Source organism: Methylobacterium sp. Leaf399, from assembly GCF_001424525.1.
Lineage (GTDB): Bacteria > Pseudomonadota > Alphaproteobacteria > Rhizobiales > Beijerinckiaceae > Methylobacterium.
Genome location: NZ_LMQK01000001.1, coordinates 489,636 through 510,535 on the forward strand (window position 1 = coordinate 489,636; position 20,900 = coordinate 510,535).

22 protein-coding genes are annotated in these 20,900 nt (G+C 70.7%); 11 read left to right on the plus strand and 11 right to left on the minus strand.

From position 1 onward, the window contains the following. Window positions 1-41: 41 nt before the first annotated feature. From fabB to ASG40_RS02295, 3 genes are all read left to right on the plus strand, one after another. Window positions 42-1,268 carry a beta-ketoacyl-ACP synthase I gene (fabB, locus tag ASG40_RS02285; RefSeq protein WP_055879815.1) on the plus strand — a complete coding sequence of 409 codons (1,227 nt, stop codon included), beginning with the start codon at window positions 42-44 and terminating at the stop codon, window positions 1,266-1,268. A 367-nt stretch (window positions 1,269-1,635) separates the two neighbouring features. Then, window positions 1,636-2,046, plus strand: coding sequence for a DUF1236 domain-containing protein (locus ASG40_RS02290; protein ID WP_055879819.1), 411 nt, complete (start codon window positions 1,636-1,638; stop codon window positions 2,044-2,046). A gap of 222 nt (window positions 2,047-2,268) precedes the next feature. After that, on the plus strand, window positions 2,269-2,568 hold the full coding sequence (locus ASG40_RS02295) for a hypothetical protein (protein ID WP_055879820.1): 300 nt from the start codon (window positions 2,269-2,271) through the stop codon (window positions 2,566-2,568). A 31-nt stretch (window positions 2,569-2,599) separates the two neighbouring features. Here ASG40_RS02295 and mscL read toward each other — a convergent pair whose 3' ends face one another. The 3 genes from mscL to ASG40_RS02310 form a co-directional block, all read right to left on the minus strand. Continuing rightward, window positions 2,600-3,028: a large conductance mechanosensitive channel protein MscL gene (gene mscL, locus ASG40_RS02300; RefSeq protein WP_055879824.1), complete on the minus strand. Its 429-nt coding sequence runs from the start codon at window positions 3,026-3,028 to the stop codon at window positions 2,600-2,602. A gap of 82 nt (window positions 3,029-3,110) precedes the next feature. After that, on the minus strand, window positions 3,111-3,983 hold the full coding sequence (locus ASG40_RS02305) for a CDP-alcohol phosphatidyltransferase family protein (RefSeq protein WP_055879826.1): 873 nt from the start codon (window positions 3,981-3,983) through the stop codon (window positions 3,111-3,113). 13 nt (window positions 3,984-3,996) lie between these two features. Next, entirely contained in the window at window positions 3,997-4,707 is a 711-nt protein-coding gene (locus ASG40_RS02310; protein ID WP_055879829.1) for a phosphatidylserine decarboxylase, read from the minus strand. A gap of 221 nt (window positions 4,708-4,928) precedes the next feature. Between ASG40_RS02310 and ASG40_RS02315 the strand changes: the two genes are divergently transcribed. Next, window positions 4,929-5,210, plus strand: a complete 282-nt coding sequence (locus ASG40_RS02315; RefSeq protein WP_055879832.1) for a type II toxin-antitoxin system RelE/ParE family toxin — start codon at window positions 4,929-4,931, stop codon at window positions 5,208-5,210. Window positions 5,211-5,240: 30 nt separating this feature from the next. After that, entirely contained in the window at window positions 5,241-5,564 is a 324-nt protein-coding gene (locus ASG40_RS02320) for a HigA family addiction module antitoxin (protein WP_082523849.1), read from the plus strand. Window positions 5,565-5,577: 13 nt separating this feature from the next. Here ASG40_RS02320 and ASG40_RS02325 read toward each other — a convergent pair whose 3' ends face one another. From ASG40_RS02325 to ASG40_RS02335, 4 genes are all read right to left on the minus strand, one after another. After that, on the minus strand, window positions 5,578-7,509 hold the full coding sequence (locus ASG40_RS02325) for an ABCB family ABC transporter ATP-binding protein/permease (RefSeq protein WP_055879838.1): 1,932 nt from the start codon (window positions 7,507-7,509) through the stop codon (window positions 5,578-5,580). Between the two features lie 107 nt (window positions 7,510-7,616). Continuing rightward, entirely contained in the window at window positions 7,617-7,991 is a 375-nt protein-coding gene (locus ASG40_RS02330; RefSeq protein ID WP_055879841.1) for a helix-turn-helix transcriptional regulator, read from the minus strand. A 37-nt stretch (window positions 7,992-8,028) separates the two neighbouring features. Beyond that, entirely contained in the window at window positions 8,029-8,280 is a 252-nt protein-coding gene (locus ASG40_RS20140; RefSeq protein ID WP_082523850.1) for a type II toxin-antitoxin system RelE/ParE family toxin, read from the minus strand. A gap of 81 nt (window positions 8,281-8,361) precedes the next feature. Next, window positions 8,362-10,149 carry a LysM peptidoglycan-binding domain-containing protein gene (locus ASG40_RS02335; RefSeq protein ID WP_055879843.1) on the minus strand — a complete coding sequence of 596 codons (1,788 nt, stop codon included), beginning with the start codon at window positions 10,147-10,149 and terminating at the stop codon, window positions 8,362-8,364. A gap of 234 nt (window positions 10,150-10,383) precedes the next feature. Here ASG40_RS02335 and ASG40_RS02340 point away from each other — a divergent pair, with 234 nt between their 5' ends. Next, a complete protein-coding gene (locus ASG40_RS02340) occupies window positions 10,384-10,995 on the plus strand; it encodes a TIGR00730 family Rossman fold protein (protein WP_055879846.1) in 612 nt (203 codons plus the stop codon). A 12-nt stretch (window positions 10,996-11,007) separates the two neighbouring features. On the opposite strand, the gene ASG40_RS02345 is transcribed toward ASG40_RS02340, so the two are convergent. Next, on the minus strand, window positions 11,008-11,625 hold the full coding sequence (locus ASG40_RS02345) for a hypothetical protein (protein WP_055879848.1): 618 nt from the start codon (window positions 11,623-11,625) through the stop codon (window positions 11,008-11,010). Next, window positions 11,622-13,004 carry a cysteine--tRNA ligase gene (gene cysS, locus ASG40_RS02350; protein ID WP_055879850.1) on the minus strand — a complete coding sequence of 461 codons (1,383 nt, stop codon included), beginning with the start codon at window positions 13,002-13,004 and terminating at the stop codon, window positions 11,622-11,624. The genes ASG40_RS02345 and cysS overlap by 4 nt, the downstream gene beginning before the upstream one ends. A 378-nt stretch (window positions 13,005-13,382) precedes the next feature. Here cysS and ASG40_RS02355 point away from each other — a divergent pair, with 378 nt between their 5' ends. Then, entirely contained in the window at window positions 13,383-13,709 is a 327-nt protein-coding gene (locus tag ASG40_RS02355; RefSeq protein ID WP_055879854.1) for a hypothetical protein, read from the plus strand. Between the two features lie 18 nt (window positions 13,710-13,727). Here ASG40_RS02355 and ASG40_RS02360 read toward each other — a convergent pair whose 3' ends face one another. Continuing rightward, window positions 13,728-14,270, minus strand: a complete 543-nt coding sequence (locus tag ASG40_RS02360) for a CreA family protein (RefSeq protein ID WP_055879856.1) — start codon at window positions 14,268-14,270, stop codon at window positions 13,728-13,730. Window positions 14,271-14,432: 162 nt separating this feature from the next. On the opposite strand from ASG40_RS02360, the gene ASG40_RS02365 reads away from it, so the two are divergent. The 4 genes from ASG40_RS02365 (at window position 14,433) to ASG40_RS02380 (ending at window position 19,173) form a co-directional block, all read left to right on the plus strand. Continuing rightward, the gene (locus tag ASG40_RS02365; RefSeq protein WP_055879858.1) at window positions 14,433-15,461 is read left to right on the plus strand and encodes a DUF2865 domain-containing protein; all 1,029 of its coding nucleotides are present in this window, start codon (window positions 14,433-14,435) and stop codon (window positions 15,459-15,461) included. A gap of 1,224 nt (window positions 15,462-16,685) precedes the next feature. Beyond that, window positions 16,686-17,906: an OmpA family protein gene (locus tag ASG40_RS22475; protein ID WP_443136572.1), complete on the plus strand. Its 1,221-nt coding sequence runs from the start codon at window positions 16,686-16,688 to the stop codon at window positions 17,904-17,906. Window positions 17,907-18,328: 422 nt separating this feature from the next. Then, window positions 18,329-18,544: a hypothetical protein gene (locus tag ASG40_RS02375; protein ID WP_082523851.1), complete on the plus strand. Its 216-nt coding sequence runs from the start codon at window positions 18,329-18,331 to the stop codon at window positions 18,542-18,544. Window positions 18,545-18,783: 239 nt separating this feature from the next. Beyond that, the gene (locus ASG40_RS02380) at window positions 18,784-19,173 is read left to right on the plus strand and encodes a hypothetical protein (RefSeq protein WP_055879871.1); all 390 of its coding nucleotides are present in this window, start codon (window positions 18,784-18,786) and stop codon (window positions 19,171-19,173) included. 7 nt (window positions 19,174-19,180) lie between these two features. On the opposite strand, the gene ASG40_RS02385 is transcribed toward ASG40_RS02380, so the two are convergent. Then, entirely contained in the window at window positions 19,181-20,659 is a 1,479-nt protein-coding gene (locus ASG40_RS02385) for a protein adenylyltransferase SelO (RefSeq protein ID WP_055879875.1), read from the minus strand. Window positions 20,660-20,900: the final 241 nt, after the last annotated feature.

Sequence of the window (20,900 nt, forward strand, 5' to 3'; positions counted from 1 at the left end):
AGCGCCTTCGCTCAGGCACCCCGGCGGAGAAGAACCTGCCCATGCGCCGCGTCGTGATCACCGGGATGGGCATCGTCTCGTCCATCGGCAACACCACCGAGGAAGTCCTCGCGTCCCTGCGCGAGGCCAAGTCCGGCATCGGCGCCTCGGCGTCCTATGCCGAACTCGGGTTCCGCAGCCAGGTGGAAGGCCGGCCCAGCCTCGATCCGGAGACCCTCGTCGACCGGCGCGCCATGCGCTTCCACGGCGGCGGCACCGCCTGGAACCACGTCGCCATGGACCAGGCCATCGCCGATTCCGGCCTGGAGGCGGGCGAGATCTCGAACCCGCGCACCGGCATCATCATGGGGTCGGGCGGCCCCTCCACCAAGGCGATCGTGGAATCGGCCGCCATCGCCCGCGAAAAGGGCCCCAAGCGCGTCGGTCCGTTCGCGGTGCCCAAGGCGATGTCGTCCACCGCCTCGGCGACGCTCGCGACCTGGTTCAAGATCAAGGGCGTGAACTATTCGATCGCCTCGGCCTGCGCGACGTCCAACCACTGCATCGGCAACGCCGCCGAGATCATCCAGGCCGGGCGCCAGGACATCATCTTCGCGGGCGGTTGCGAGGACCTCGATTGGACCCTCTCGGTGCTGTTCGACGCCATGGGCGCCATGTCCTCGAAGTACAACGACACCCCGGCGCGGGCCTCGCGCGCCTACGACGCCAACCGCGACGGCTTCGTCATCGCCGGCGGCGCCGGCGTGCTGGTGCTCGAGGAACTGGAGCACGCGCGGGCCCGCGGCGCCAAGATCTACGGCGAGGTCGCGGGCTACGGCGCCACCTCCGACGGCCACGACATGGTCGCCCCCTCCGGCGAGGGCGCGGTGCGCTGCATGCAGCAGGCGATCGAGGGACTGAAGGGCGCGCGGATCGACTACATCAACCCGCACGCCACGGCGACGCCCGTGGGCGACGAGAAGGAGATCGAGGCGATCCGGGAGGTGTTCGGACGAGGCGAGGACTGCCCGCCGATCTCGGCGACCAAGTCCCTCACCGGCCATTCGCTCGGCGCCACCGGCGTGCAGGAGGCGATCTATTCGCTCCTGATGATGAAGCACGGCTTCATCTGCGAGAGCGCGCATATCGACGAGATCGACCCGGCCTTCGCCGACATGCCGATCCTGCGCCAGCGCCGCGACGGGGTGGCGCTCGGCCACGTGCTCTCGAACTCGTTCGGGTTCGGCGGCACCAACGCGACCCTGGTGCTCAAGCACCTGGACGCCTGATAGGGGTCCCGCTCGCATCGAGCGACAACCAAGTACGGACCCCGCGCGGCGCCCCCGGGAAGCCCGTCGCCGCATCACTGCCGGATCGACGGGATCAGGTCGGAGACCGGCGGTCCGCGACGTTGCTGGCCGCATGGATGTACCCGGACGCCGGACGGCGGGCTCCTCAACGGCCTTTCGGCCGGAGCGAAGAAACGCGAAATTCTCCGTTTCGAGAGAATATCTTTATCGTTTTCGTGTCGATCGGGACGCAAAACGAAAAGATCATTTTTATCGCATCCCTTTGAGACGGTCGCACGTTATTGCGGCAGACCCGCCTACGACACCACGACGGTCGGGCGGGACATCACAACGGGAGTTTCGATCCATGACCATCAAGACCTTGCTGGCCGCCTCCGTCATCGCCCTCAGCCTGCCCATGGCCGCCCAGGCCCAAGGTCTGGTGCGCGGCGCCGAGCGCGGCGCCCAAGAGGGTGCGGATGCCGCCGGACCGGTGGGTGCCATCGTCGGCGGCGCCGTCGGTGCGGCCACCGGCACCGTCGGCGGCATCCTCGGCGTGAACGACCGTCCCCGCTTCCGCCAGTACGTGACCCGCGAAAAGCGCCGTTCGTTCGACTACAACGGTGACGTCCGTGTCGGCACCGTGCTGCCGAACTCCGGCGTGACCTATTACGAGGTCCCGGCCGAGTACAACGCCCGCGGCGCTCGCTACACCGTCATCAACGATCGTCCGGTCCTCGTGGATCGTTCGTCGCGGATCGTCGAAGTCATCGACTAATCGATCGACCCTTTTCGGTTGGATTGAACGGACAGCCCCCGGCGATCGCTTGCCGGGGGCTTTCTCGTGCCCGGCCGACTGCGGAGGTCGGGATCGCGAACCGCAGGCGATGAGGTCCCACGAGTCGACTTGCGACGACTTGGGACTGGCGACGACCTGAGACTTGCAACGACTTGCCATGGATCGCTGTTGAGGGTGACGGAGCGAGGAAAGACCGACACCATGCAGAACGAGATCGACGACCGCGGCCCCTCGGAGTCCGCCTCCAAGGAGGGCGCCCTGCCCGAGCCGGTGCGCGATCATCTCGGGCAGCAGCTGCGTAGCGTCTTCACCACCGGCGACGGCGTGCCGGACTATCTCGGGGACCCCGTGGTGCCGGAAGAGTTCGAGCCGCAGATCAAGCGGCTGGAAGTCCGCCTCAAGACCCACGAAGAGGGCACCGAGGCGGTGGCCCAGGCCCTCGATCAGATCCTCGGCGACCTCGGCGGCACCGGACCGGGCGGGTCGACGTCGCGAACCTGACAGCCCTCAGCCTATCAGAACCTGTGGGCGTTCAGACCTTGGGGCGCGTCGCCAGGATGTCGCGGATCTCGCCCAGGATCTTCACGTCGGCTGGCACTTCGGCGACCGCCTCCGGCTTGGCCTCCTCCTGCGACTGAAGCTTGTTCATGGCGCGGATGACGAGGAACAGCACGAAGGCGACGATCATGAAGTTGATCGCCACGGTGATGAACTGGCCGTAGCCGATCACCGCGCCCTGCTTCTTGGCATCGGCATAAGCGGCGCCCTTCTGCACGCTCGACGACAGGGCGATGTAGTAGTTCGAGAAGTCGAGACCGCCGGTGATCGCACCGATCATCGGCATGAAGACGTCCTGCACCGCCGATGTGACGATGGCGCCGAAGGCCGCGCCGATGATCACGCCGACGGCAAGGTCGACGACGTTGCCGCGCAGTGCGAACTTCTTGAATTCCTCGAGCATGATCGCCGCCCCGTCCCCGTTCGTGTTCCCGAGCACTAGCCAAGCCATGCTCACCGGGCAAGGTGCCGACCGGCGCCAGGCGTCAGGGCGGCGGCAAAGCCTGTGGGGCGTCGGCGGGCGCGGGCGGCGTTTCCGTTGCGGCGGCGGTCGGCGTCTCGCGACGGGCCTCCGCCTTGGCCCGGCGGCGGTACTGGGCCGCGCCGATGGGGATGCCGACGAGATAGGCGACCGCGAGCACGACCATCGCCTCGAACGGGAAGCTGATGAACAACCCGAACCCGGCCGCCACCACCAGGAAGATCGGCAGCACCCAATCGCGCGGCACCCGCTTGCCCATGGTCTTGCCCGAGAAGGTCGGCACCGTGGAGACGACGAGCAGCGCGATGACGAGGACGTAGCCGAGCACGATGGGGGCCGCCCACCGCTCCATGGTGAGCCCGAGGAAGTGCAGGTAGAGCGGCAGCATCGCCGTGAGGGCGCCGGCCGGGGCCGGCACGCCGACGAAGTAGTCCTTCTTCCATTCCGGCCGGGTCGGGTCGTCGAGCATCGCGTTGAAGCGGGCGAGCCGGAGGGCCATGGCGATGGCGAAGATCAGCGCCACGATCCAGCCGACCGAGCGCAGGTGGAACAGCGCGAAGCCGTAGAGGATCAAGGCCGGGGCGCAGCCGAAGTTGACGAAGTCGGCGAGCGAATCGAGCTCGGCCCCGAACCGCGAGGTACCCTTGAGCATCCTCGCCACGCGCCCGTCGATGCCGTCGAGGAAGGCGGCGGCCACGATGGCGATGACGGCGGGCTCGAACTTGCCCTCGAAAGCGAGGCGGATCGCGGTCAACCCGAGGCAGAGCGCCATCAGGGTGATCATGTTGGGCGCGATCATCCGGAACGGCACCGGCTTGAACCGGCGGGGTTTCGGCTCGTCGGCGTCGGGCGCGAAGGGCGGGAACAGGTCGTCCATGGCGGGCTCCCTCTCAGATCCGGCGGAAGGCGCGCTCGGGGCCGCCGCTCAGGTCGGCCAGCACCGTCTCGCCGGCCACCGCCTTCTGGCCGAGGCCGACCAGCACCCGGGTGCCGAGCGGCAGGTAGACGTCGACGCGAGAACCGAACCGGATCAGCCCGAAGCGCTCGCCGACCTGCAGGGTCTCGCCGGCCTGGACGAAGCCGACGATGCGCCGGGCGACGAGGCCGGCGATCTGGACGACGCCGATCCGCAGCGGCGTGCCGCGGTGGGTGGTCTCCATCACGAGGCCGTTGCGCTCGTTGTCGTCGCTGGCCTTGTCGAGCTCGGCATTGAGGAAGAGGCCGGGGGTGTAGTGGATCTGCCCAATCCGGCCCGTCATCGGCACCCGGTTCACGTGGCAGTCGAACACGTTCATGAACACCGAGATGCGGGTCATCTCCACCTGCGGCAGGTCGAGTTCCGGGGGCGGCAGCACCGTGGCGATGAGGTTCACCCGCCCGTCGGCCGGCGACACCACGAGGCCGTCGCCGATGGGGGTGATCCGCTCGGGGTCGCGGAAGAAGTAGCAGACCCACAGGGTGAGGATCAGGAAGATCCAGCCGAGGCTCTGCGCGAAGTACCCGCCGATCACGGTGAGCACGATGCCGATCAGGATGAAGGGATACCCCTCCTTGTGGATCGGCACGAGCGTCTTGCGGATCGTCTCGAGGAGGTCGGTCATGGGGCTGTTTCGGTTGTCCGTGTCTGGCGACGGCCCCGCGGCCGCCCCGTGTGCATGGCGCCCCTCTTAAGGCAATGGGCGCGCTCCGTCATACGGTTTCGGGCAGGCGCCGGACGGCCGTTGGCAAGCGTCGGATCAACGCAGGCGCCCGCCTGCATCCCCGACGGGGACGGTTGACCAGACTGTATCACTTAGTGATACAGTCTACCAAGGGCGATCCGGTGATCAGAAGCTTCAGGGACACGTGGTCGGAGGCGATTTTTCGGGGGCGATGCCCCAGGGGATTTCCCACCGACCTCTTCAAGGTCGCGAGGCGAAAGCTTCAGGCGATCGACGCTGCCGACGTCATCGGCGACCTGCGTTCTCCGCCCGGCAACCGTCTGGAATCCCTGAAAGCCGATCGTGTCGGCCAATGGAGCATCAGGATCGACGATCAGTGGCGCGTCTGTTTTCGATGGGCGCCAACCGGCCCGGAGGATGTCGAGATCGTCGACTATCATTGATCGACCGCCCGGAAGACTGGAGGCTCCGACATGACCCGAGATGTGATGGAGATCGTCGCCACCCTGCCGCCGATGCATCCCGGCGAGATGCTGCGGGAGGAATACATGGTTCCGCTCGGTCTCAGCGCCGGGACCGTCGCACGGGCCTGTGGCGTCCCGCGCACCCGCATCGAGCGGATCGCGCGGGAGGAGATCGGCATCAGCGCCGATACGGCGTTGCGCCTCGGTCGCTACCTCGGCACCAGCGCGCAGTTCTGGATCAACCTTCAGGGACGCTACGACCTCCTCAGGGCGCAGGAGTCGGCAGGGTCCGACGTCGAACGGATCGAGCCTTTGAACCGCGACGCCGCCTGACCAGCCCGGATCCTCACTCGGCCGGCTCGGCCACCCGTGCGGCACCCGCCCGCGCGTCCGACGCCTTGTCCTCCTCGGCCCGTTTGAGAATTTCGCGGGCCTCGTCGGCCTCGCGCTGCCGATTCCACATCGCGGCATAGACGCCGCCCTCGTCGAGGAGCACGTCGTGGCTGCCGCGCTCGACGATCACGCCCTTGTCCAGCACCAGAATCTCGTCCGCGTTCACCACCGTCGAGAGGCGGTGGGCGATGACCAGCGTGGTGCGGCCCTTGGAGATCGTGTCCAGCGCGTCCTGGATCTCGCGCTCGGTGAAGCTGTCCAGCGCCGAGGTCGCCTCGTCGAGGACGAGGATCGGCGGGCCCTTGAGGATGGTGCGGGCAATGGCCACTCGCTGCTTCTCGCCGCCCGAGAGCTTGAGGCCGCGCTCGCCCACCGGGGTGTCGTAGCCCTCCGGCAGGCTCGACACGAAGCGGTCGATCTGGGCGAGGCCGGCGGCGGCGCGCACCGCCGCGTCGCTGGCGTCCCATTGGCCGTAGCGGATGTTGTAGCCGATGGTGTCGTTGAACAGCACCGTGTCCTGCGGCACCATGCCGATGACGGCGCGCAGGGAGGCCTGCTGCACGTCCGCGATGTCCTGGCCGTCGATGGTGATCCGGCCCCCTTGCGGCTCGTAGAACCGGAACAGCAGGCGCGACAGGGTCGACTTGCCCGCCCCCGAGGGGCCGACGATGGCCACCGTGCGCCCGGCCGGCACCGTGAAGCTGACCCCGCGCAGGATCGGCCGGTCCGCATGATAGGCGAAATGCACGTCCTCGAACCGCACCACGCCGGGGCCGGCTTTGAGCACGGGCGCATTCGGCCGATCGGCGATCTCGGGGTTGCGGTGCAGGATCTGGAACATGTCGTCGATGTCGATCAGCGCCTGTTTGATCTCGCGGTAGATCATGCCCATGAAGTTGAGCGGCATCGAGAGCTGGATCAGCATGGTGTTGACCAGCACGAAGCCGCCCAGCGTCGTGCGCCCGGCCATGATGTCGCGGGCAGCCAACCACATCACGATCGTCATGCCGATGGTGAAGATCAGCGCCTGGCCGGCGTTGAGGATGGCCAGCGAGACGTAGGTCTGGGTCGAGGCCTTTTCGTACTTCGCCATCGAACCGTCGTAGCGCTCCGCCTCGCGCCGTTCCGCGCCGAAGTACTTCACGGTCTCGAAGTTGAGCAGCGAATCCACGGCCTTGGTGTTGGCGTCGGTGTCGGAACTGTTCATCCGGCGGCGGATCTCGATGCGCCACTGCGTCGCCTTCCAGGTGAAGCCGAGGTAGGCCGCCACCATCACGAACACGACGGCCGAGTAGGTCCAGTCGAACTCGTAGGCGAGGACGCCGATGACGAGGGCGAACTCGACGACGGTCGGCACCAGCGTCAGCACCATCAGGCGCGACAGCTCCTCGATGCCGCCGCGCCCGCGCTCGAGCACGCGCGTCAGCCCGCCGGTCTTGCGCTCGAGGTGGAAGCGCAGGGAGAGGCGGTGCATGTGCTCGAAGGTCTGGAGCGCCAGGCGCCGCACCGCGTTCATGGCGACCTTGGCGAACAGCCCGTCGCGCACCTGCGTCAGCCCGGCCATCAGCACCCGCGACAGGCCGTAGAGGCCGATCATCACCATCGGCAGCGCGAAGATCCCGGTGGGGACCTCGGCCGGCGGCGTGCCGTCCTTGGCGCCGGCGATCGCCACCAGCGCGTCGGTGGCCCATTTGAAGGTGAAGGGCGTCACCATCGTCACGACCTTGGCGACCATCAGCAGGCCGAAGGCGAGGAAGACGCGGCGCTGGAGGTCGGGCCGGCCGTGCGGCCAGAGATAGGGCCAGAGCCGGCGGTAGGTGGCGACGAGGCCGGGGCGCGCGGACGGCGCGGCTCCGGTCGCCGCGGTCGCGGTATCGGGCTTCATGGGGAACGGGTTTTTCCGAGAGCGGCGGGATCGCCCGCTGCATATAGGCCGGATGCGCCGCCGCAACAGCCGCCTGCGCGCAACCCGGCCCGGCGCCGCGGCGGGGCTTATCCGGCGATGTCGTCGAGGGTGACGTTTAGGGCATCGGCGATCTTACGCAGGGTCTCGACGGTACCGTCGCGTCGTCCCGTTTCGATCTGCGACAGAAAAGGTTGGGCGATACCAGCCGCTTCCGCGAGCGTCTTGGCGCTCAGGCCGCGATGCTCACGCCACACCCGGATCCTGTTTTCGCCGCGCAGAAGGCGATCGACGACGTCGGAGGGGATCAACTCTTCCTCTCCGCTGGCCAGGGCTCGGCGAAATCGAGCCAGGGTTTCGCGATCGGCATTGTCTTCCGCCGCACAGAGAAGCGCCGCGTAATCTGCCTCCGACAGGATCACGAGACGTTCACCGCCCGGTGTGATGACGCTCTTGGAATTCATCCCACTCTCCTCGGGGCACCCCTGCGTAAGGGAGACGTCAGTCATAGGCACCACCCCTCGGTGCGACCCTGACGATTGCAATGATCTCACCATCGTTCGTAAAGAGAACGCGCCAGTCGCCAATCCGAAGACGATAGACGGTAGGCTCGCCCTTGAGTTGCTTGACGTTGTTGGTCTGAGTGGTCGGATCGTTCGCGTACTGCTCGATCTTGGTGCGAATCAACGAGGCCGTGTTGGCCGGCATTCGACTGAGGACCCGCACGGCTGCTTTGCTATATGCAATTCGCATGATCGGTCGGCAATAGCTTTACGCTACCGTTGCGCAAATTTGGGGGGTTCCGCAGAAGACCCTTGGGACGGCCCCCGCCCGTCACCCCCGCCGCTCCTCCGTCCGGACGGCCGCCGCGCCGTCGGTGGGCAGGACGAAGATCTGGCCGGGGTAGATCAGGTCGGGGTTGCGGATCTGGCTCTGGTTGGCGTCGAAGATCACCGTGTAGCGGGTGCCCTTGCCGTAGACCTTGCGGCTGATCTGCCAGAGGTTGTCGCCCCGCGCGATCCTGGCGGTTCCGATCTCGGGGATGAAGACGGTGCGCTCGGGAGCGCCCGGCCGCGCCGTCGGTCCGGGGGCAGGTATCTGGAGAGCGGGTGTCTGGAGGGCCGGACTCTCGGCGCCCGGCTTCTCGGGCGCGGGCATGCGGGAAGGCGCCGTCACGGCGGGAGCCGGCGGGAGGTCGCTGCGCGCCATCGCGCCCGGTCGCTCCGGCGCACCGGGGGCGGGCGTCTCGGCGCGCGGCGGTTCGGCGGGCCGGAACGGCGGCTGCGCGCCCTCCGGGGGCCGGCGCTCGGCGAGCTGGGGATCGGCGACCTTGGGCTCCACCGATTGGGCGGCGGCTCGCCTGGCGTCGGCACCGCCGGCCGCGGGCGCCGCAGCCTCCGGCAGGGCCGGCACGACGGCGACGGTGTCCCGCGCATTGGCCGGGCCTCCACCGCCCATGGGCCTGGACGCCGCCTTGGGAGGCACAGCCGCCGGCACCGCGAAGGCCACCTCAGAGCGCGCCTTGACCTTGCCGGAGACCGAGTCGACCTCGTCGATCCGCACCCGGTAGGCGCCCGGCAATACGCCCCGGCCGATCGCGAAAGCGAGACGGCCGTCGGCGCCGGCGCTGCCCGGCGCCACGAGGGTGTCGTTGAGGTAGAGCCGCACGGTGGCGCCGGGCGAGGCCTGCCCGGTCACGTAGAGCCGGCCGCCCTCCTCCGCGTCGACGCTGACGACCTTGACGGGGGCCGCGGCCGGCCGGGGCGCTTCGGGGGTGGACGCCGCCGCCTTCGAGGCCGAGCCGGCCTCCGGACCGGGCGCTCCCTTAGCCGCGGCGGATTTCGCATCGGCGGACTTCGCATCGGCGGACGTCGCTTCGGCGGACTTCGGCGACTTGGCCGGGGATCGACCCGCCTCCTCCGCTACGGGGGCCGGGGCGGCGGGCGCCGGATCGGGCTGCGACAGCACCACCGTCGGCCGGTCCGGCGCGCTCAGGGCGATCAACGGCTTGGCATCGCGGTTGCCTGACACGACGACGGCGACGCTCTCGCGCGAGCGCCGGACCTGCCCGTCGGCGCCGGTGATGCGCAGGGTGATCTCACTGTTTCCGGACGGCAGCGCAGGCGGGACGATGGCGAACTGGCCGGAGGGATCGATGAGCGCACGGGCAATCGGCTCGCCGTCGCGCATCAGCTCGACGGTGGTGTTGGGCGCACCGCGCCCCGCGATCACGGAGTCGCCGTTCGGCTCCACCCGGATGATGTCGAAGGTCGGCGCCCCCGCTTCGGCGGCCGGCAGGGTCTGCGGCTGTGCCGGGATCTGCTCTCCGGCGGGCCGGGGCTTTCCCGGCTGGTCCTTGCCCGCCTCCCCTGAGCGTTGCGGGGCCGGCGACACACCGGACGCCACATCCCCGGGCTTGACGTCCCCAGGCTTGATAGCTCCGGACTTGCCATCGTCGGGGCCGGGCACGGCCGTATCGGGCAGGCGGGCGACGGCGGTCGGTTCGCCCCCGGTCATGCTCTTCCAGACCTGTCCCGATCCGAACAGGGCCAGCACGAGGGCGAATCCGGCGACCAGGCCTCCACCGGCGAGGACGAGGCTCCGCCGCAACTCCGCCGTCATGGCGCTTCACTCCAAACGCGTTCGGAAACCCGGCGGACAGGCCGACGAATCTCGCTCGGCGGCTGTCGACAAACCACCGATGGACGGCGACATAATAGCGAACATGACTGGAACACCAAACCTTTCGGCGGCCGCGGGCCGCCCGGCGCCCCTCCCCTCGGTAGTCTGGCCCCTGGACGGGCGCCCCGCCGGCCTCGGCGGGGGACCGCCGGACCGCCGGGCCGGAGCATGCGCATGACGCCGGTCGAACCGGCTCCGGTGCGGACGGTCTGCGTCTATTGCGGCTCGGGCTTCGGGGGAGACCCCGCCTTCACGCGAGCCGCAGAAGGCCTCGGCCGCGCCCTGGCGCAGGCCGGCATCGGCCTCGTCTACGGCGGCGGCAACGTCGGCCTCATGGGCACGGTGGCGCGCGCGGTGCTGGCGCACGGCGGCCACGTCACCGGCATCATCCCGGACTTCCTGAAGTCGCGCGAGCGCATGCTCGACGAGATCCAGGAGACCATCGTCGTGTCCGACATGCACACCCGCAAGCGCCTGATGTTCGAGCGCTCGGATGCCTTCGTCGCCTTGCCCGGCGGGATCGGCACCCTCGAGGAACTCGTCGAGCAGATGACCTGGGCCCAGCTCGGCCGGCACGAGAAGCCCATCGTCCTGGTCTCGGTGGCCGACTTCTGGCGGCCGCTCCTCGTCCTCCTCGACCACATGCGCGAGCAGGGCTTCATCCGCGAAGGCCTCGACCTCAACTACCTCGTGGCCGAGGATGCCGAGGCGGCGGTGGCGATGCTGCGCGAGGCGCGGCCCGCGATCTCGCCGGAGGCCGAGACGGCGATCGCCCGGCGGTTCTGATCCGGCCGGCCGCTATCGCTGCGGCGGCAGCGGCCGGGGCAGCATCCGCAGGTCGACCGGCTGGGTCGGATCGATCTCCGCCATCAACGCGGGCTTCAGGTCGTAGCGGTCGGCGATGGATTCCAACGCGAGGACCGCGTCCTGGTTGATGCCCCACCGCGTCGCCGTGGCCACGAAAGCGCGCGTGGTCATGAGCGTCACGGGGAAATCGACATCGAGGAACAGGGTCGCGACCTTGTGGTCCTCGTAGAGGACCACCGCCGAGGCGGCGTCTTCGGGATGCCAGTGGCCGACGAACTCGCGCAAGGCCTGCTCGCCCGAGTCGCGCAACGCGCTCTTGAGCAGGGCCTCGTCCTGTGGCGTCCGGCTCCGGGCGCGCAGCGAAGCCACGCCGATGCCGACCACGGTCTCGACGCGAAGGGCGGCGTCTCCCAGACCGGCGATCCAGGCGGCGATGTCGGCCGCGAACGGTCTGGTCAAATCGCCGACCACCTCGTCCTCGACCCGGTCCACCAGCACGATGCGCCGGTTGAGACCGCGCACGGTGTCGAGGATGCCGGCAGCCGCCAGCCGGATCAGTGGCCCCGCATCGGCGACGATGATCGGTTGGCGATCGGACGGGGCGATCATGTGACCGGCGTCCAGGTGGTGGCGCCGTCCTTGTTGTCCTTGATCGCGACGCCGAGGCCGAGGAGGAGGTCGCGCAGCCGGTCCGATTCCGCCCAGTCCCTGGCCGCCCGTGCCGCTTTGCGTTCCGCGATCAGCCCCTCGACCCGCTCGACGTCGATGCCCGCCGCGAGGATGGCGCCGGCCTCGCGCTGCGAGCGCGTCGCGGCCAGAAGGCCGAACAGGCCGGCCCCCGCCTTGAGGGCGGCCGGGTCGGTGAGGCGGTGGAGTTCGGCGAGCGCCGCGGCCGTGTTGAGGTCGTCCAGCAGCGGTTCCAGCACGGCCGCCGGCACGTCCGGCGCAGGCGCGGCGTCGCCCACGACGCCGTACCAGCGGTCCAGCATCCGGCCCGCCTCCTCCAGCCCGCGAAGGGTCCAGTCGATCGGCTGGCGGTAGTGGGTCTTGAGCATGGCCAGGCGCACCACCTCGCCGGGCCAGTCGTCCAGCACGGCGCGCAGGGTGACGAAGTTGCCGAGCGACTTCGACATCTTCTCCCCCTCGACCTGGAGGAAGCCGTTGTGGAGCCAGACGTTGGCCATCACGTCGGTGGAAAAGCAGCAGCGGGACTGGGCGACCTCGTTCTCGTGGTGGGGGAAGATCAGGTCGATGCCGCCGGCGTGGATGTCGAAGGTCTCGCCGAGATGCTTCCACGACATCGCCGAGCATTCGATGTGCCAGCCCGGACGGCCCGGCGCGCCGATCCCGCAGGGCGAGGGCCAGGACGGCTCGCCCGGTTTGGCCGGCTTCCACAGCACGAAATCGAGGGTGGAGCGCTTGTAGGCGGCGACCTCGACGCGGGCCCCCGCCTCCATCTCGTCCAGGGGCCGCCGGGAGAGCGCGCCGTAGTCATGCATCGCCGGCACGTCGAACAGCACGTGGTCGTCGGCGACGTAGGCGTGGCCCGAGGCGACGAGGCGCTCGACGATGGCCACCATCTCGGCGATGTGGTCGGTGGCCCGCGGCTCGACGAAGCGGGGGCGCTGCCCGTCGACGTTCACGTCCTCCGGCATCAGCACGCCGAGCCGGCGCAGGTCGGCGTGGAAGTCGGCCAGGGTGGCGTCGGTGAGGTCGCGGATCGAGATGCCGCGCGCCGCGGCCCGCGCGTTGATCTTGTCGTCGACGTCGGTGACGTTGCGGACGTAGGTGACCTGGCCCGCCCCGTAGCGGTGGCGCAGCAGCCGGAACAGCAGGTCGAAGACGATGATCGGCCGCGCGTTGCCGATGTGGGCCGCGTCGTAGACCGTGGGGCCGCAGGCGTACATCCGCACGTGCGTCGGATCGATCGGCGAAAAGGCCGTCTTCTCGCGGGTCAGCGTGTTGTAGAGCCGCAACATCGGTTCCATGAAAGCGTGTCTCGTCCCTGCTGCATCCCGGCCGGCCCCGTGCCCCCGCACGGCGATGCCCGGGCGGGATCCCCTTGCCCCGACATCGTTTTCCCGTGAGCGGCCGGGCCCGGTCCGGGGACGGCGGCCGCGCCGGGTTTCCCGCGCTGTTGCGGGAAGGCGACGGCATCGGCGCCGCATTCGGGCTACCGCAAAAGGGTGATCACTTCGAGAGGGAAAGCCGGCCCGGAACGAGGGAGGGGATTAAACGAACGGCCGAAAGCCTTTGTTTACCGGCCCGATCGACAGTTTCGACCATCGTCAATCTCCTGCGCCAATCTCTCGCGCCGACCTTCCCCGCACCGCAACCTCACCCCCCGCTTCGATCAAGGTCTCCCCATGCGTCGTCCGGCCGTGTGCCTCAGCGCCTGCCTCGCCCTCGGGCTGTTCTCGACCCTGGCCTTCGCGCAGCAGGCGCCGGCCAAGGCGACCAAGGTGGAGAAGACCTTCCTGATCCCGGCCGCCGAAGGCTACGGCGTCGGCGACTGCCTGTCGTCGGGGAGCGGCGGCTGCGGTCAGGTGGTGGCCGACGCCTGGTGCGAATCGCAGGGGTTCGCCTCGGCGGGCGCGTTCGGCATCGCCGCGCCGGAGGATTACACCGGCGCGATCGAGGCCCCCGTCAAGCCGGCCGAAGCCCCGCCGATCAAGATCAGCTGCCAGGATTGAGGTCTCGCGGGAACGCGCTCAGCTCTTGAAGACGTCGCCGCACTTGGGCGGCGGCTCGGTGCCCCAGGGCATCAGCGGCACCGTCGAGGTGGAGTTCTTGGGCGAGCCCTGCACCACCTTGTCGGAATAGACCATGTAGATCAGCGTGTTGCGCTTGGCGTCACAGCCGCGCACGATCTGCATCGACTTGAAGATCAGCGAGCGGCGCTCGCTGAACACCACCTCGCCCTGCTTGAGCTCGCCCTTGAAGCTCACCGGCCCGACCTGGCGACAGGAGAGCGAGATGTCCGAGACGTCCTCGGCCAGCCCCAGCGTTCCCTTGATACCCCCCTTCTCGGGCTGGGTGTAGTGGCAGGCGACCCCGGCCACCGCCGGATCGTCGATGCCGTAGACCACGAGCTTGTCGTTGGGGGTGAGCGGGCGCCACACCGTCGACTTGTCGAAGATGCGGTCGGGGTCGTCGGCCGCCGCCGCCGGCCCCGCGGCCGCCGCCAGCGCCATGCCCGACGCGAGCGCGACGGATACCGCCGTCCGCGCTGTGAGACCACGAAGCCACATCATTGGATCTTTCCCCCGTTAGGAACCGGGGCGGATGTGGGAAGGCTGTCGCCGGTTGGCCAGGGCGGATACAAAAGCCTCGCTTCGGCGGCCGGACGAATCGCCGAACCGATCGTTCGTCGATTCGACGGAACCGCCAAGCTCAACCCCCGTTGCTGTCAGGTCATGCCGCTGATCCCCTCCGCGATCCGCCTCCCCGTCCTGCGTCGCATCGGCCGCATGCTGGCCGGCGCCGCCGCCATGCTCGCGGCCACGGCCTTGCCGGCCGCCGCCGACACCTATTCCTGCCAGCGCTACAAGGCGGAGCTCGCCAACCTCAGCGCGGGGGCCGACACCGCCCGCGCGCTCCAGAACGAGATCGGCCGCCTCAACGCCTATTTTCGGACGTTGAACTGCGAGGGCGGCAAGTTCCTGTTCTTCGATACGCGCCCGCCCCAGTGCGGCGCGGTGGAGCAGCGCATCCGCGCCCTCAACGCCGGCTACGGTGGCGACAACGGCGAAGTGACGGCCGCGCGCCGCCGGCAATTGAACGCCGCCGTCGCGAGCGCCTGTGCCGACCAGAACCGGCCCGCCTCCGTCACCGAGGCCTCCCTCGGCGAGGCGCGGGCCCGGGGCGGCAGCCAGGTGATCTGCGTGCGCAGCTGCGACGGCGCCTATTTCCCGATGACCAACCTGCCCGAGGGCCGTAGCGGCGCCGACGAGCTGTGCCAGGCCCTGTGCCCGGGTGCGGAGGCGGCCGCCTATTCGATGCCCCACGGCGACGACGCCCTGCGCCAGGCCGCTACGATCAAGGGCAGCCGCGCCTACGTCTCGCTGGCCAACGCCTTCAAGTTCCAGAAGAGTTTCACCCCGAACTGCTCGTGCAAGGCCGAGGGGCGCACCTGGGCGCAATCCCTGGTCAAGGCCGAGAGCATGATGGTGCGCCACAAGGGCGACATCTTCGTCACCCCGATGCAGGCCGAGGCGATGTCTCGGCCGAAGGTCCGCCTGACCCTCGTCGGCCGGGCCGACAAGACCGCGGCCTCCCTCGCGGCCGATGCGGCCAGCCGCGGTGCCGCGGTGGTGTCGGACGCGGACCCGGCCCAGGCCGGCACCACCGTCCAGCGGACGGCTTCCGCGCCCGCGGAGCCGCCGCCCATCCGCATCATCGCACCCACCATCATCGCGGCCCCGGCCCGGTTCGGGACCCCTTGAACGAGCGGCCTGCGCGGGGTGCCGCGCAGGTTGCATGACACCGCATCATGGAACGATCTCACGTGCGTCCCGGTTCGAAGGGGACTTCAACGACGCGAGAGTGACTTCATGCGGCCCATCCGCCTCCTCCTTCTGACCGGCACCGTCCTGCCGGCCCTCGTCCTGTCCGATCTCTCCGCCGCCTATGCCGGCGCGCAGGCCGAGCGGACAATGCTGGCGCAGGCGGGTCCGGGAGAAGGGCCGGGTCGGGAGAGGGGCGAGCCCCGCGGCGGACCGCCGGCCGGCGCCGCACCCCGCGCGGCCCCGCCGGCCGAACGCCCCGAACCCCGCGGCGAACGCCCCGAACCCCGCGGCGAGCGACCCCAACCCCGTGCGGCCCAGCCGCCGGCCGAGCGGCCCGAGCCTCGTGGCGAGCGCCCCGAGCGCAGGCCCGAGCCGCGCGAGGCTCCGGCACCCCGCCAGGAGGCTCCCGCGAGACCGGACGCTCCCGCGAGACCGGAGGCTCCTGCCAGACAGGACGCTCCGGCCCGCCGCGAGGCGCCAGCGAAGGAAGCGCCCGCGAGAGAGCCCCCCCCAAGAGAGGCACCGGCCGCTCGGGAGGCACCGGCCCGTCCCGAGGCACCCAAGCCCGAGCGGGCGAGCCCGCCGCGTCCGGCATCCGAGCCAGCCGGACGCCCCGATGCCGCCCCCGCCCCCCGTGCCGCCCCGCCCGCCGACGCGCCGCGCGGTGGCCAGGGCCGCCCGCAGCAGGAGCGCGGTGGACAGGACCGTCCCGACCAGCCCGCCGGCCGGGCCCCTGGTCAGGAGCGGGGTCAGGAGCCGGGCCGTCGCGCGCCGGACCAGCCGGACGCCACGCGGCCGCGGACGCCCGATACGGCCCCCGCTCGCCCGGCGACTCCTCCGGGCGCGGACGGACAGACGCCGCCGCGTCCGGCGGCCCCGAACGCCGCGCCCGGCGTACCGGGTCGCCCGGTGACGCCGGGCGGTGCGGAGGCGCCTGCGGGCCAGCGGCCCTCGCCCCCCGGTGCCACTCCGGCTCCCAATGCGGCTCCCGGCGTGCCCGGCCGGCCCGTGACTCCGCCGGCCGCCGACGGGCAGGCGCCCGCACGACCGGCTCCGAACGCCGCTCCGGGCGTCCCCGGCCGTCCCGTCACACCTCCGGGCGCCGACGGCCAGGCACCGCGCCCGGCTCCGAATGCCGCTCCGGGTGTTCCGGGCCGGCCCGTGACCCCGCCGGGCGCCGAGGGCCCGGCCGCCGGGCAACCGCCGCAGGCACCGAACGCGGCGCCCGGCGTGCCGGGTCGTCCCGTAGCACCGCCGGCGGCCGCCCCCGGCGCCGCCGCGCCCGTCGCTCCGGGAGCGCCGGCCGGTGCCGTCGTGCCGGGGCAGGCGCCGCAGGGTGGCGTGCGCCCCGATGGCCGGCCCGGCGCCGGGCTGCCCGGTGACCCGGCCGGCCGTGGCGAGGATCGCCGCGAGCGGTTCAACACGCCCGGCCGCCCCGGCTACGTCCAGGGTGGCTTCCGCAGCGACGACGTCGACGTGCGCAGCTACGACGAGGTCCGGCGCGACCGGCGCGAGTACAGCGAGGACGGCCGCACCTTCATCCGGGAGCCGGGCCGGATCATCGTGCGCGACCGCGACCGCACCTTCATCCGCCACGACGAGAACGAGCGTTTCCGCGACCTCGACCGCCGGGGCTTCCGCAGCGAGCGCCGCGGCGAGGACACCGTGACCTATCTCGACCGTCCGGGCGGCGAGCAGATCGTGACCATCGTCGACGACGACGGCCGCCTGCTGCGGCGCTCGCGCCGGTTCCGCGACGGCCGCGAGGTCGTGATCATCGACAACGCCATCGGCGGCCCGCCGCGCCCGATCTACGACGACGTCGTGGACCTGCCCCCGCCCGCCCTGCGCATCCCGCGCGAGCGCTACATCGTCGACTACGAGGGCGCCGACGAACGCACCCTCTACGAGACCCTGTCGGCACCGCCGGTGGAGCCGGTGGGGCGGCGCTATACCCTCGACCAGGTCCGCTACAGCCCGCAGCTGCGCGCCCGCATGCGCAGCGTCGACATCGATACGATCACCTTCGAGAGCGGCTCGTTCACGGTGACCCCGGACCAGGCCGCCCGGCTCTCGACCATGGCGGCTGCGATCAACCAGGCGATCCGCGCCAATCCGCAGGAGGTGTTCCTGATCGAGGGCTACACCGATGCGGTGGGGGCGGACGTCGACAACCTGTCGCTGTCCGACCGGCGCGCCCAATCGGTGGCGACGGTGTTGACCCAGTCCTTCCAGGTGCCGCCGGAGAACCTGACGACCCAGGGCTACGGCGAGCAGAACCTCAAGGTGAACACGCAAGGCCCCTCGCGCGAGAACCGCCGGGTGACCGTGCGCCGGATTACGCCGCTGATCCAGCAGCAGGCGGAAACCCCGCCGCGCTGATCGGGCCGGGGTGTCCGCACCGCGAGGACGAGGTGGAAGGGGTCGCCGGGAGGCGGCCCCTTCGCCGTATCGCGGGTTGCGGACCGGCCACCGCGCGCAAAACCGCATCCAAGGTTCCGACCTCGGGTGACCGGCGTCGCGCGCCGCGCAGATGCTACTGCCCCGTCATCCCGGGGCGGGGCAGCGGCGCCCGGGATCCACCGTCGCTCGCGGCGGCAGCTGCGGGTTCCCGGTTCGCCTGCGGCGTCCCGGAATGACCGGACGATGGTCATGATCGACGCGGATCGACGCTTCGGCATGGCGTCCGCCTCGGTTCGGAGACTTGAGGATCGATCGCTCACGATTTGGTTGACGTCGACATTATGTTAATGGCGGCCCGATAGAACAACGTCGCGCGAGCGAGCGCAGATCGGAGCCGATCCGTGCCCCACGCCGTGCTTCCCACAGTCGTATCCGTGGCCGGCTTCATCGGCGTGGAGCCGATCGACGGCGGGGATACCATCGCCGTCCGCTTCAAAGCACCGGATGACGGTGAGATCACGATTCTCGTGCCGCAAAAAGCGATCGCGGACCTTCAAACGGCACTGACCGATCGACCCGAACGCGATCGATTCCGGCAGGGCCGCCTCGAACCGTAGGCGCGCCTGGAGGAGCATCAGGCTGAGCGGCCGGGAATAGGCCTTGCGCGAGCGCCGATCCGAGGATGACGCGGCGCGACGGCCGGATGCGTGAGGGCCCGGTTCGCCGAAGCCACCCGTTCCGACGCCGCCGTCGCACCGGCCCGGACGGCGAAGCGCGGATGGGAGCCGGGGAGTCGGCCCCGATTTCGTCACGCTCGACTGGCAGGCGCGGCGGTGAAACACCGACCGAGGCGACGATGACCACACCCTTCTCGAGCCGCAGGAACACCCTCGGCCTCCTGGCCCTCTCGGGCAGCCTGCTCGTGGGCTTCGTGGCACTGCCGCAGCCGGCCGTGGCCCGCAACAACACCGCGGTGGGCGTCGGCACCGGGGCGGTGGCCGGGGCGCTCGTGGCCGGGCCGCTGGGCGCCGTGGTCGGGGGCATCGTCGGCGGCGTGGTCGGATCGAATTCCGAAAGCGCCCGTCCACGGCGCAGCCGCAGGGCCCGCGCCGTGCGTCCCCGCCGCCAGCCGGCGGTGGCGCGCATCGCCCCGAGGGCGGCGCCGGCCGCGCGCCCGGTGGCTCAGGCCGAGCCGCGGCCGGTTTCCACGGTCCCGACCTCCACAACCTGGACCAATCCGCGCTGACGCTCGCTCAGGTTCCGCAGAAGGTCTGCAGCACCCGCTCCTCCTCGCGCGGCGGCAACGCGTAGACTCCCCGGTCGGGCTGGTCCTCGAAGGGGGTGGCCAGCACCTCCAGGAGAGCGGCGAAGGGGGCGTAGTCGTCCCGCGTCACCGCCGCCACGATCACCGCCTCGATCTGGTGGTTGCGCGGAATGAAGGCCGGGTTGACCGCCCGCATGGCGGCGCGGCGGCCCTGGTCCGGCTCGTTCGAAAGCCGGGTGCGCCAGCGGGCGAGCCAGGCGTGGCAGGGGGCAGGGTCGTCGAACAGGGCCGCCAGCGCGTCGTCGGCGCCAGGATCGGCGCCATGGTCGGCGGCACAATCGGCCAAGCGCCGGAAGGTCAGGGTGAAATCGGCGCGGCCGGCCGCCATCGCCTCCATCAGGTCGCGCACGAGCGCCACGTCGTCGGGCTCCTGGGTCCGCAGGCCGACCTTGGCCCGCAGGCCCGCCTGGAACGTCGCCTGGAAGGCCGGCGCGAACCCTTCGAGGATCGCCTGGGCCTCGGCCACCGCCGCATCGACGTCCTCGTTCAGGAGCGGCAGCATCGCCTCGGCCAGCCGGGTCAGGTTCCACTGCGCGATGCGCGGCTGGTTGGCGAAGGCATAGCGGCCGTGCTCGTCGATGGCGCTGAAGACCGCGCCGGGGTCGTAGGCGTCCATGAAGGCACAGGGGCCGTAGTCGATGGTCTCGCCCGACACCGCCATGTTGTCGGTGTTCATGACGCCGTGGATGAAGCCCACCAGCATCCAGCGGGCGATGAGACCGGCCTGCCGCTCGACGATGCGCGCCAGCAGCGCCGGATAGGGCCGCTCGGTTCCGGAGAGGTCGGGATCGTGGCGGGCGACGACATGGTCGGCCAGCAGGCGCAGGCCCTCGGTGTCGCCGCGGAAGGCGAAATACTGGAAGGTCCCGACCCGGATGTGGCTGGSGGCGACGCGGGCGAGGATGGCGCCGGGCAGGCGGCCCTCGCGGATCACGGTGTCGCCGGTGAGCGTCGCGGCCAGCGCCCGGGTGGTGGGAATCCCCAAGGCCGCCATGGCCTCGCTGACGAGGTATTCGCGCAGGACCGGGCCGAGGGCGGCGCGGCCGTCGCCACGGCGGGAGAACGGGGTCGGGCCGGCTCCCTTTAGCTGGATGTCGCGGCGACCGTCGCGGCCGACGACCTCGCCGAGCAGCACGGCGCGACCGTCGCCGAGCCGCGGCACCGGGTTGCCGAACTGGTGGCCGGCATAGGCCATCGCCGCCGGCTCGGCGCCCTCTGGAACGGCGTTGCCGCCCAGCACCGCCACGCCCTCGGGGCTCGACAGCCACGTGGGATCGATACCCAGGGTCTCGGCCAGGGCGGCGTTCGCCTGGATCAGGCGCGGGGCGGCCACGGGGGTCGGAGGGACACGGGCGACGAAGCGCTCGGGCAGGCGGACGTAGCTGTTGTCGAACGTGATCGTCGCCATGGCAGGCTCACCCTCGTCCACGGAACGGCAGCCCTGTCCCAGCAGAACCGCGCCGGGGCAACGGTTTCGGAACGTCGGCGATCGGGGCCGATCTTGCCGGCATGGCCCGTTCCGCGCGACACGGGTCCAGCGACACGGGGAATCCGCGTGTTCACGGGACCGACTCGTCGGCCCCGCCCGTTGTTCCCCGATGCCCGTCCACATGGGGACGCACGGGCGGGCTCGCCAGCCCGCCCGGGCC

Bases quoted from the DNA above. Each gene is read 5' to 3' on its own strand.
- fabB (WP_055879815.1), top strand. From the start codon at position 42: ATGCGCCGCGTCGTGATCACCGGGATGGGCATCGTCTCGTCCATCGGC.
- ASG40_RS02290 (WP_055879819.1), top strand. From the start codon at position 1,636: ATGACCATCAAGACCTTGCTGGCCGCCTCCGTCATCGCCCTCAGCCTG.
- ASG40_RS02295 (WP_055879820.1), top strand. From the start codon at position 2,269: ATGCAGAACGAGATCGACGACCGCGGCCCCTCGGAGTCCGCCTCCAAG.
- mscL (WP_055879824.1), bottom strand. From the start codon at position 3,028: ATGCTCGAGGAATTCAAGAAGTTCGCACTGCGCGGCAACGTCGTCGAC.
- ASG40_RS02305 (WP_055879826.1), bottom strand. From the start codon at position 3,983: ATGGACGACCTGTTCCCGCCCTTCGCGCCCGACGCCGACGAGCCGAAA.
- ASG40_RS02310 (WP_055879829.1), bottom strand. From the start codon at position 4,707: ATGACCGACCTCCTCGAGACGATCCGCAAGACGCTCGTGCCGATCCAC.
- ASG40_RS02320 (WP_082523849.1), top strand. From the start codon at position 5,241: ATGACCCGAGATGTGATGGAGATCGTCGCCACCCTGCCGCCGATGCAT.
- ASG40_RS02325 (WP_055879838.1), bottom strand. From the start codon at position 7,509: ATGAAGCCCGATACCGCGACCGCGGCGACCGGAGCCGCGCCGTCCGCG.
- ASG40_RS02330 (WP_055879841.1), bottom strand. From the start codon at position 7,991: ATGAATTCCAAGAGCGTCATCACACCGGGCGGTGAACGTCTCGTGATC.
- ASG40_RS20140 (WP_082523850.1), bottom strand. From the start codon at position 8,280: ATGCGAATTGCATATAGCAAAGCAGCCGTGCGGGTCCTCAGTCGAATG.
- ASG40_RS02335 (WP_055879843.1), bottom strand. From the start codon at position 10,149: ATGACGGCGGAGTTGCGGCGGAGCCTCGTCCTCGCCGGTGGAGGCCTG.
- ASG40_RS02340 (WP_055879846.1), top strand. From the start codon at position 10,384: ATGACGCCGGTCGAACCGGCTCCGGTGCGGACGGTCTGCGTCTATTGC.
- ASG40_RS02345 (WP_055879848.1), bottom strand. From the start codon at position 11,625: ATGATCGCCCCGTCCGATCGCCAACCGATCATCGTCGCCGATGCGGGG.
- cysS (WP_055879850.1), bottom strand. From the start codon at position 13,004: ATGGAACCGATGTTGCGGCTCTACAACACGCTGACCCGCGAGAAGACG.
- ASG40_RS02355 (WP_055879854.1), top strand. From the start codon at position 13,383: ATGCGTCGTCCGGCCGTGTGCCTCAGCGCCTGCCTCGCCCTCGGGCTG.
- ASG40_RS02360 (WP_055879856.1), bottom strand. From the start codon at position 14,270: ATGATGTGGCTTCGTGGTCTCACAGCGCGGACGGCGGTATCCGTCGCG.
- ASG40_RS02365 (WP_055879858.1), top strand. From the start codon at position 14,433: ATGCCGCTGATCCCCTCCGCGATCCGCCTCCCCGTCCTGCGTCGCATC.
- ASG40_RS02380 (WP_055879871.1), top strand. From the start codon at position 18,784: ATGACCACACCCTTCTCGAGCCGCAGGAACACCCTCGGCCTCCTGGCC.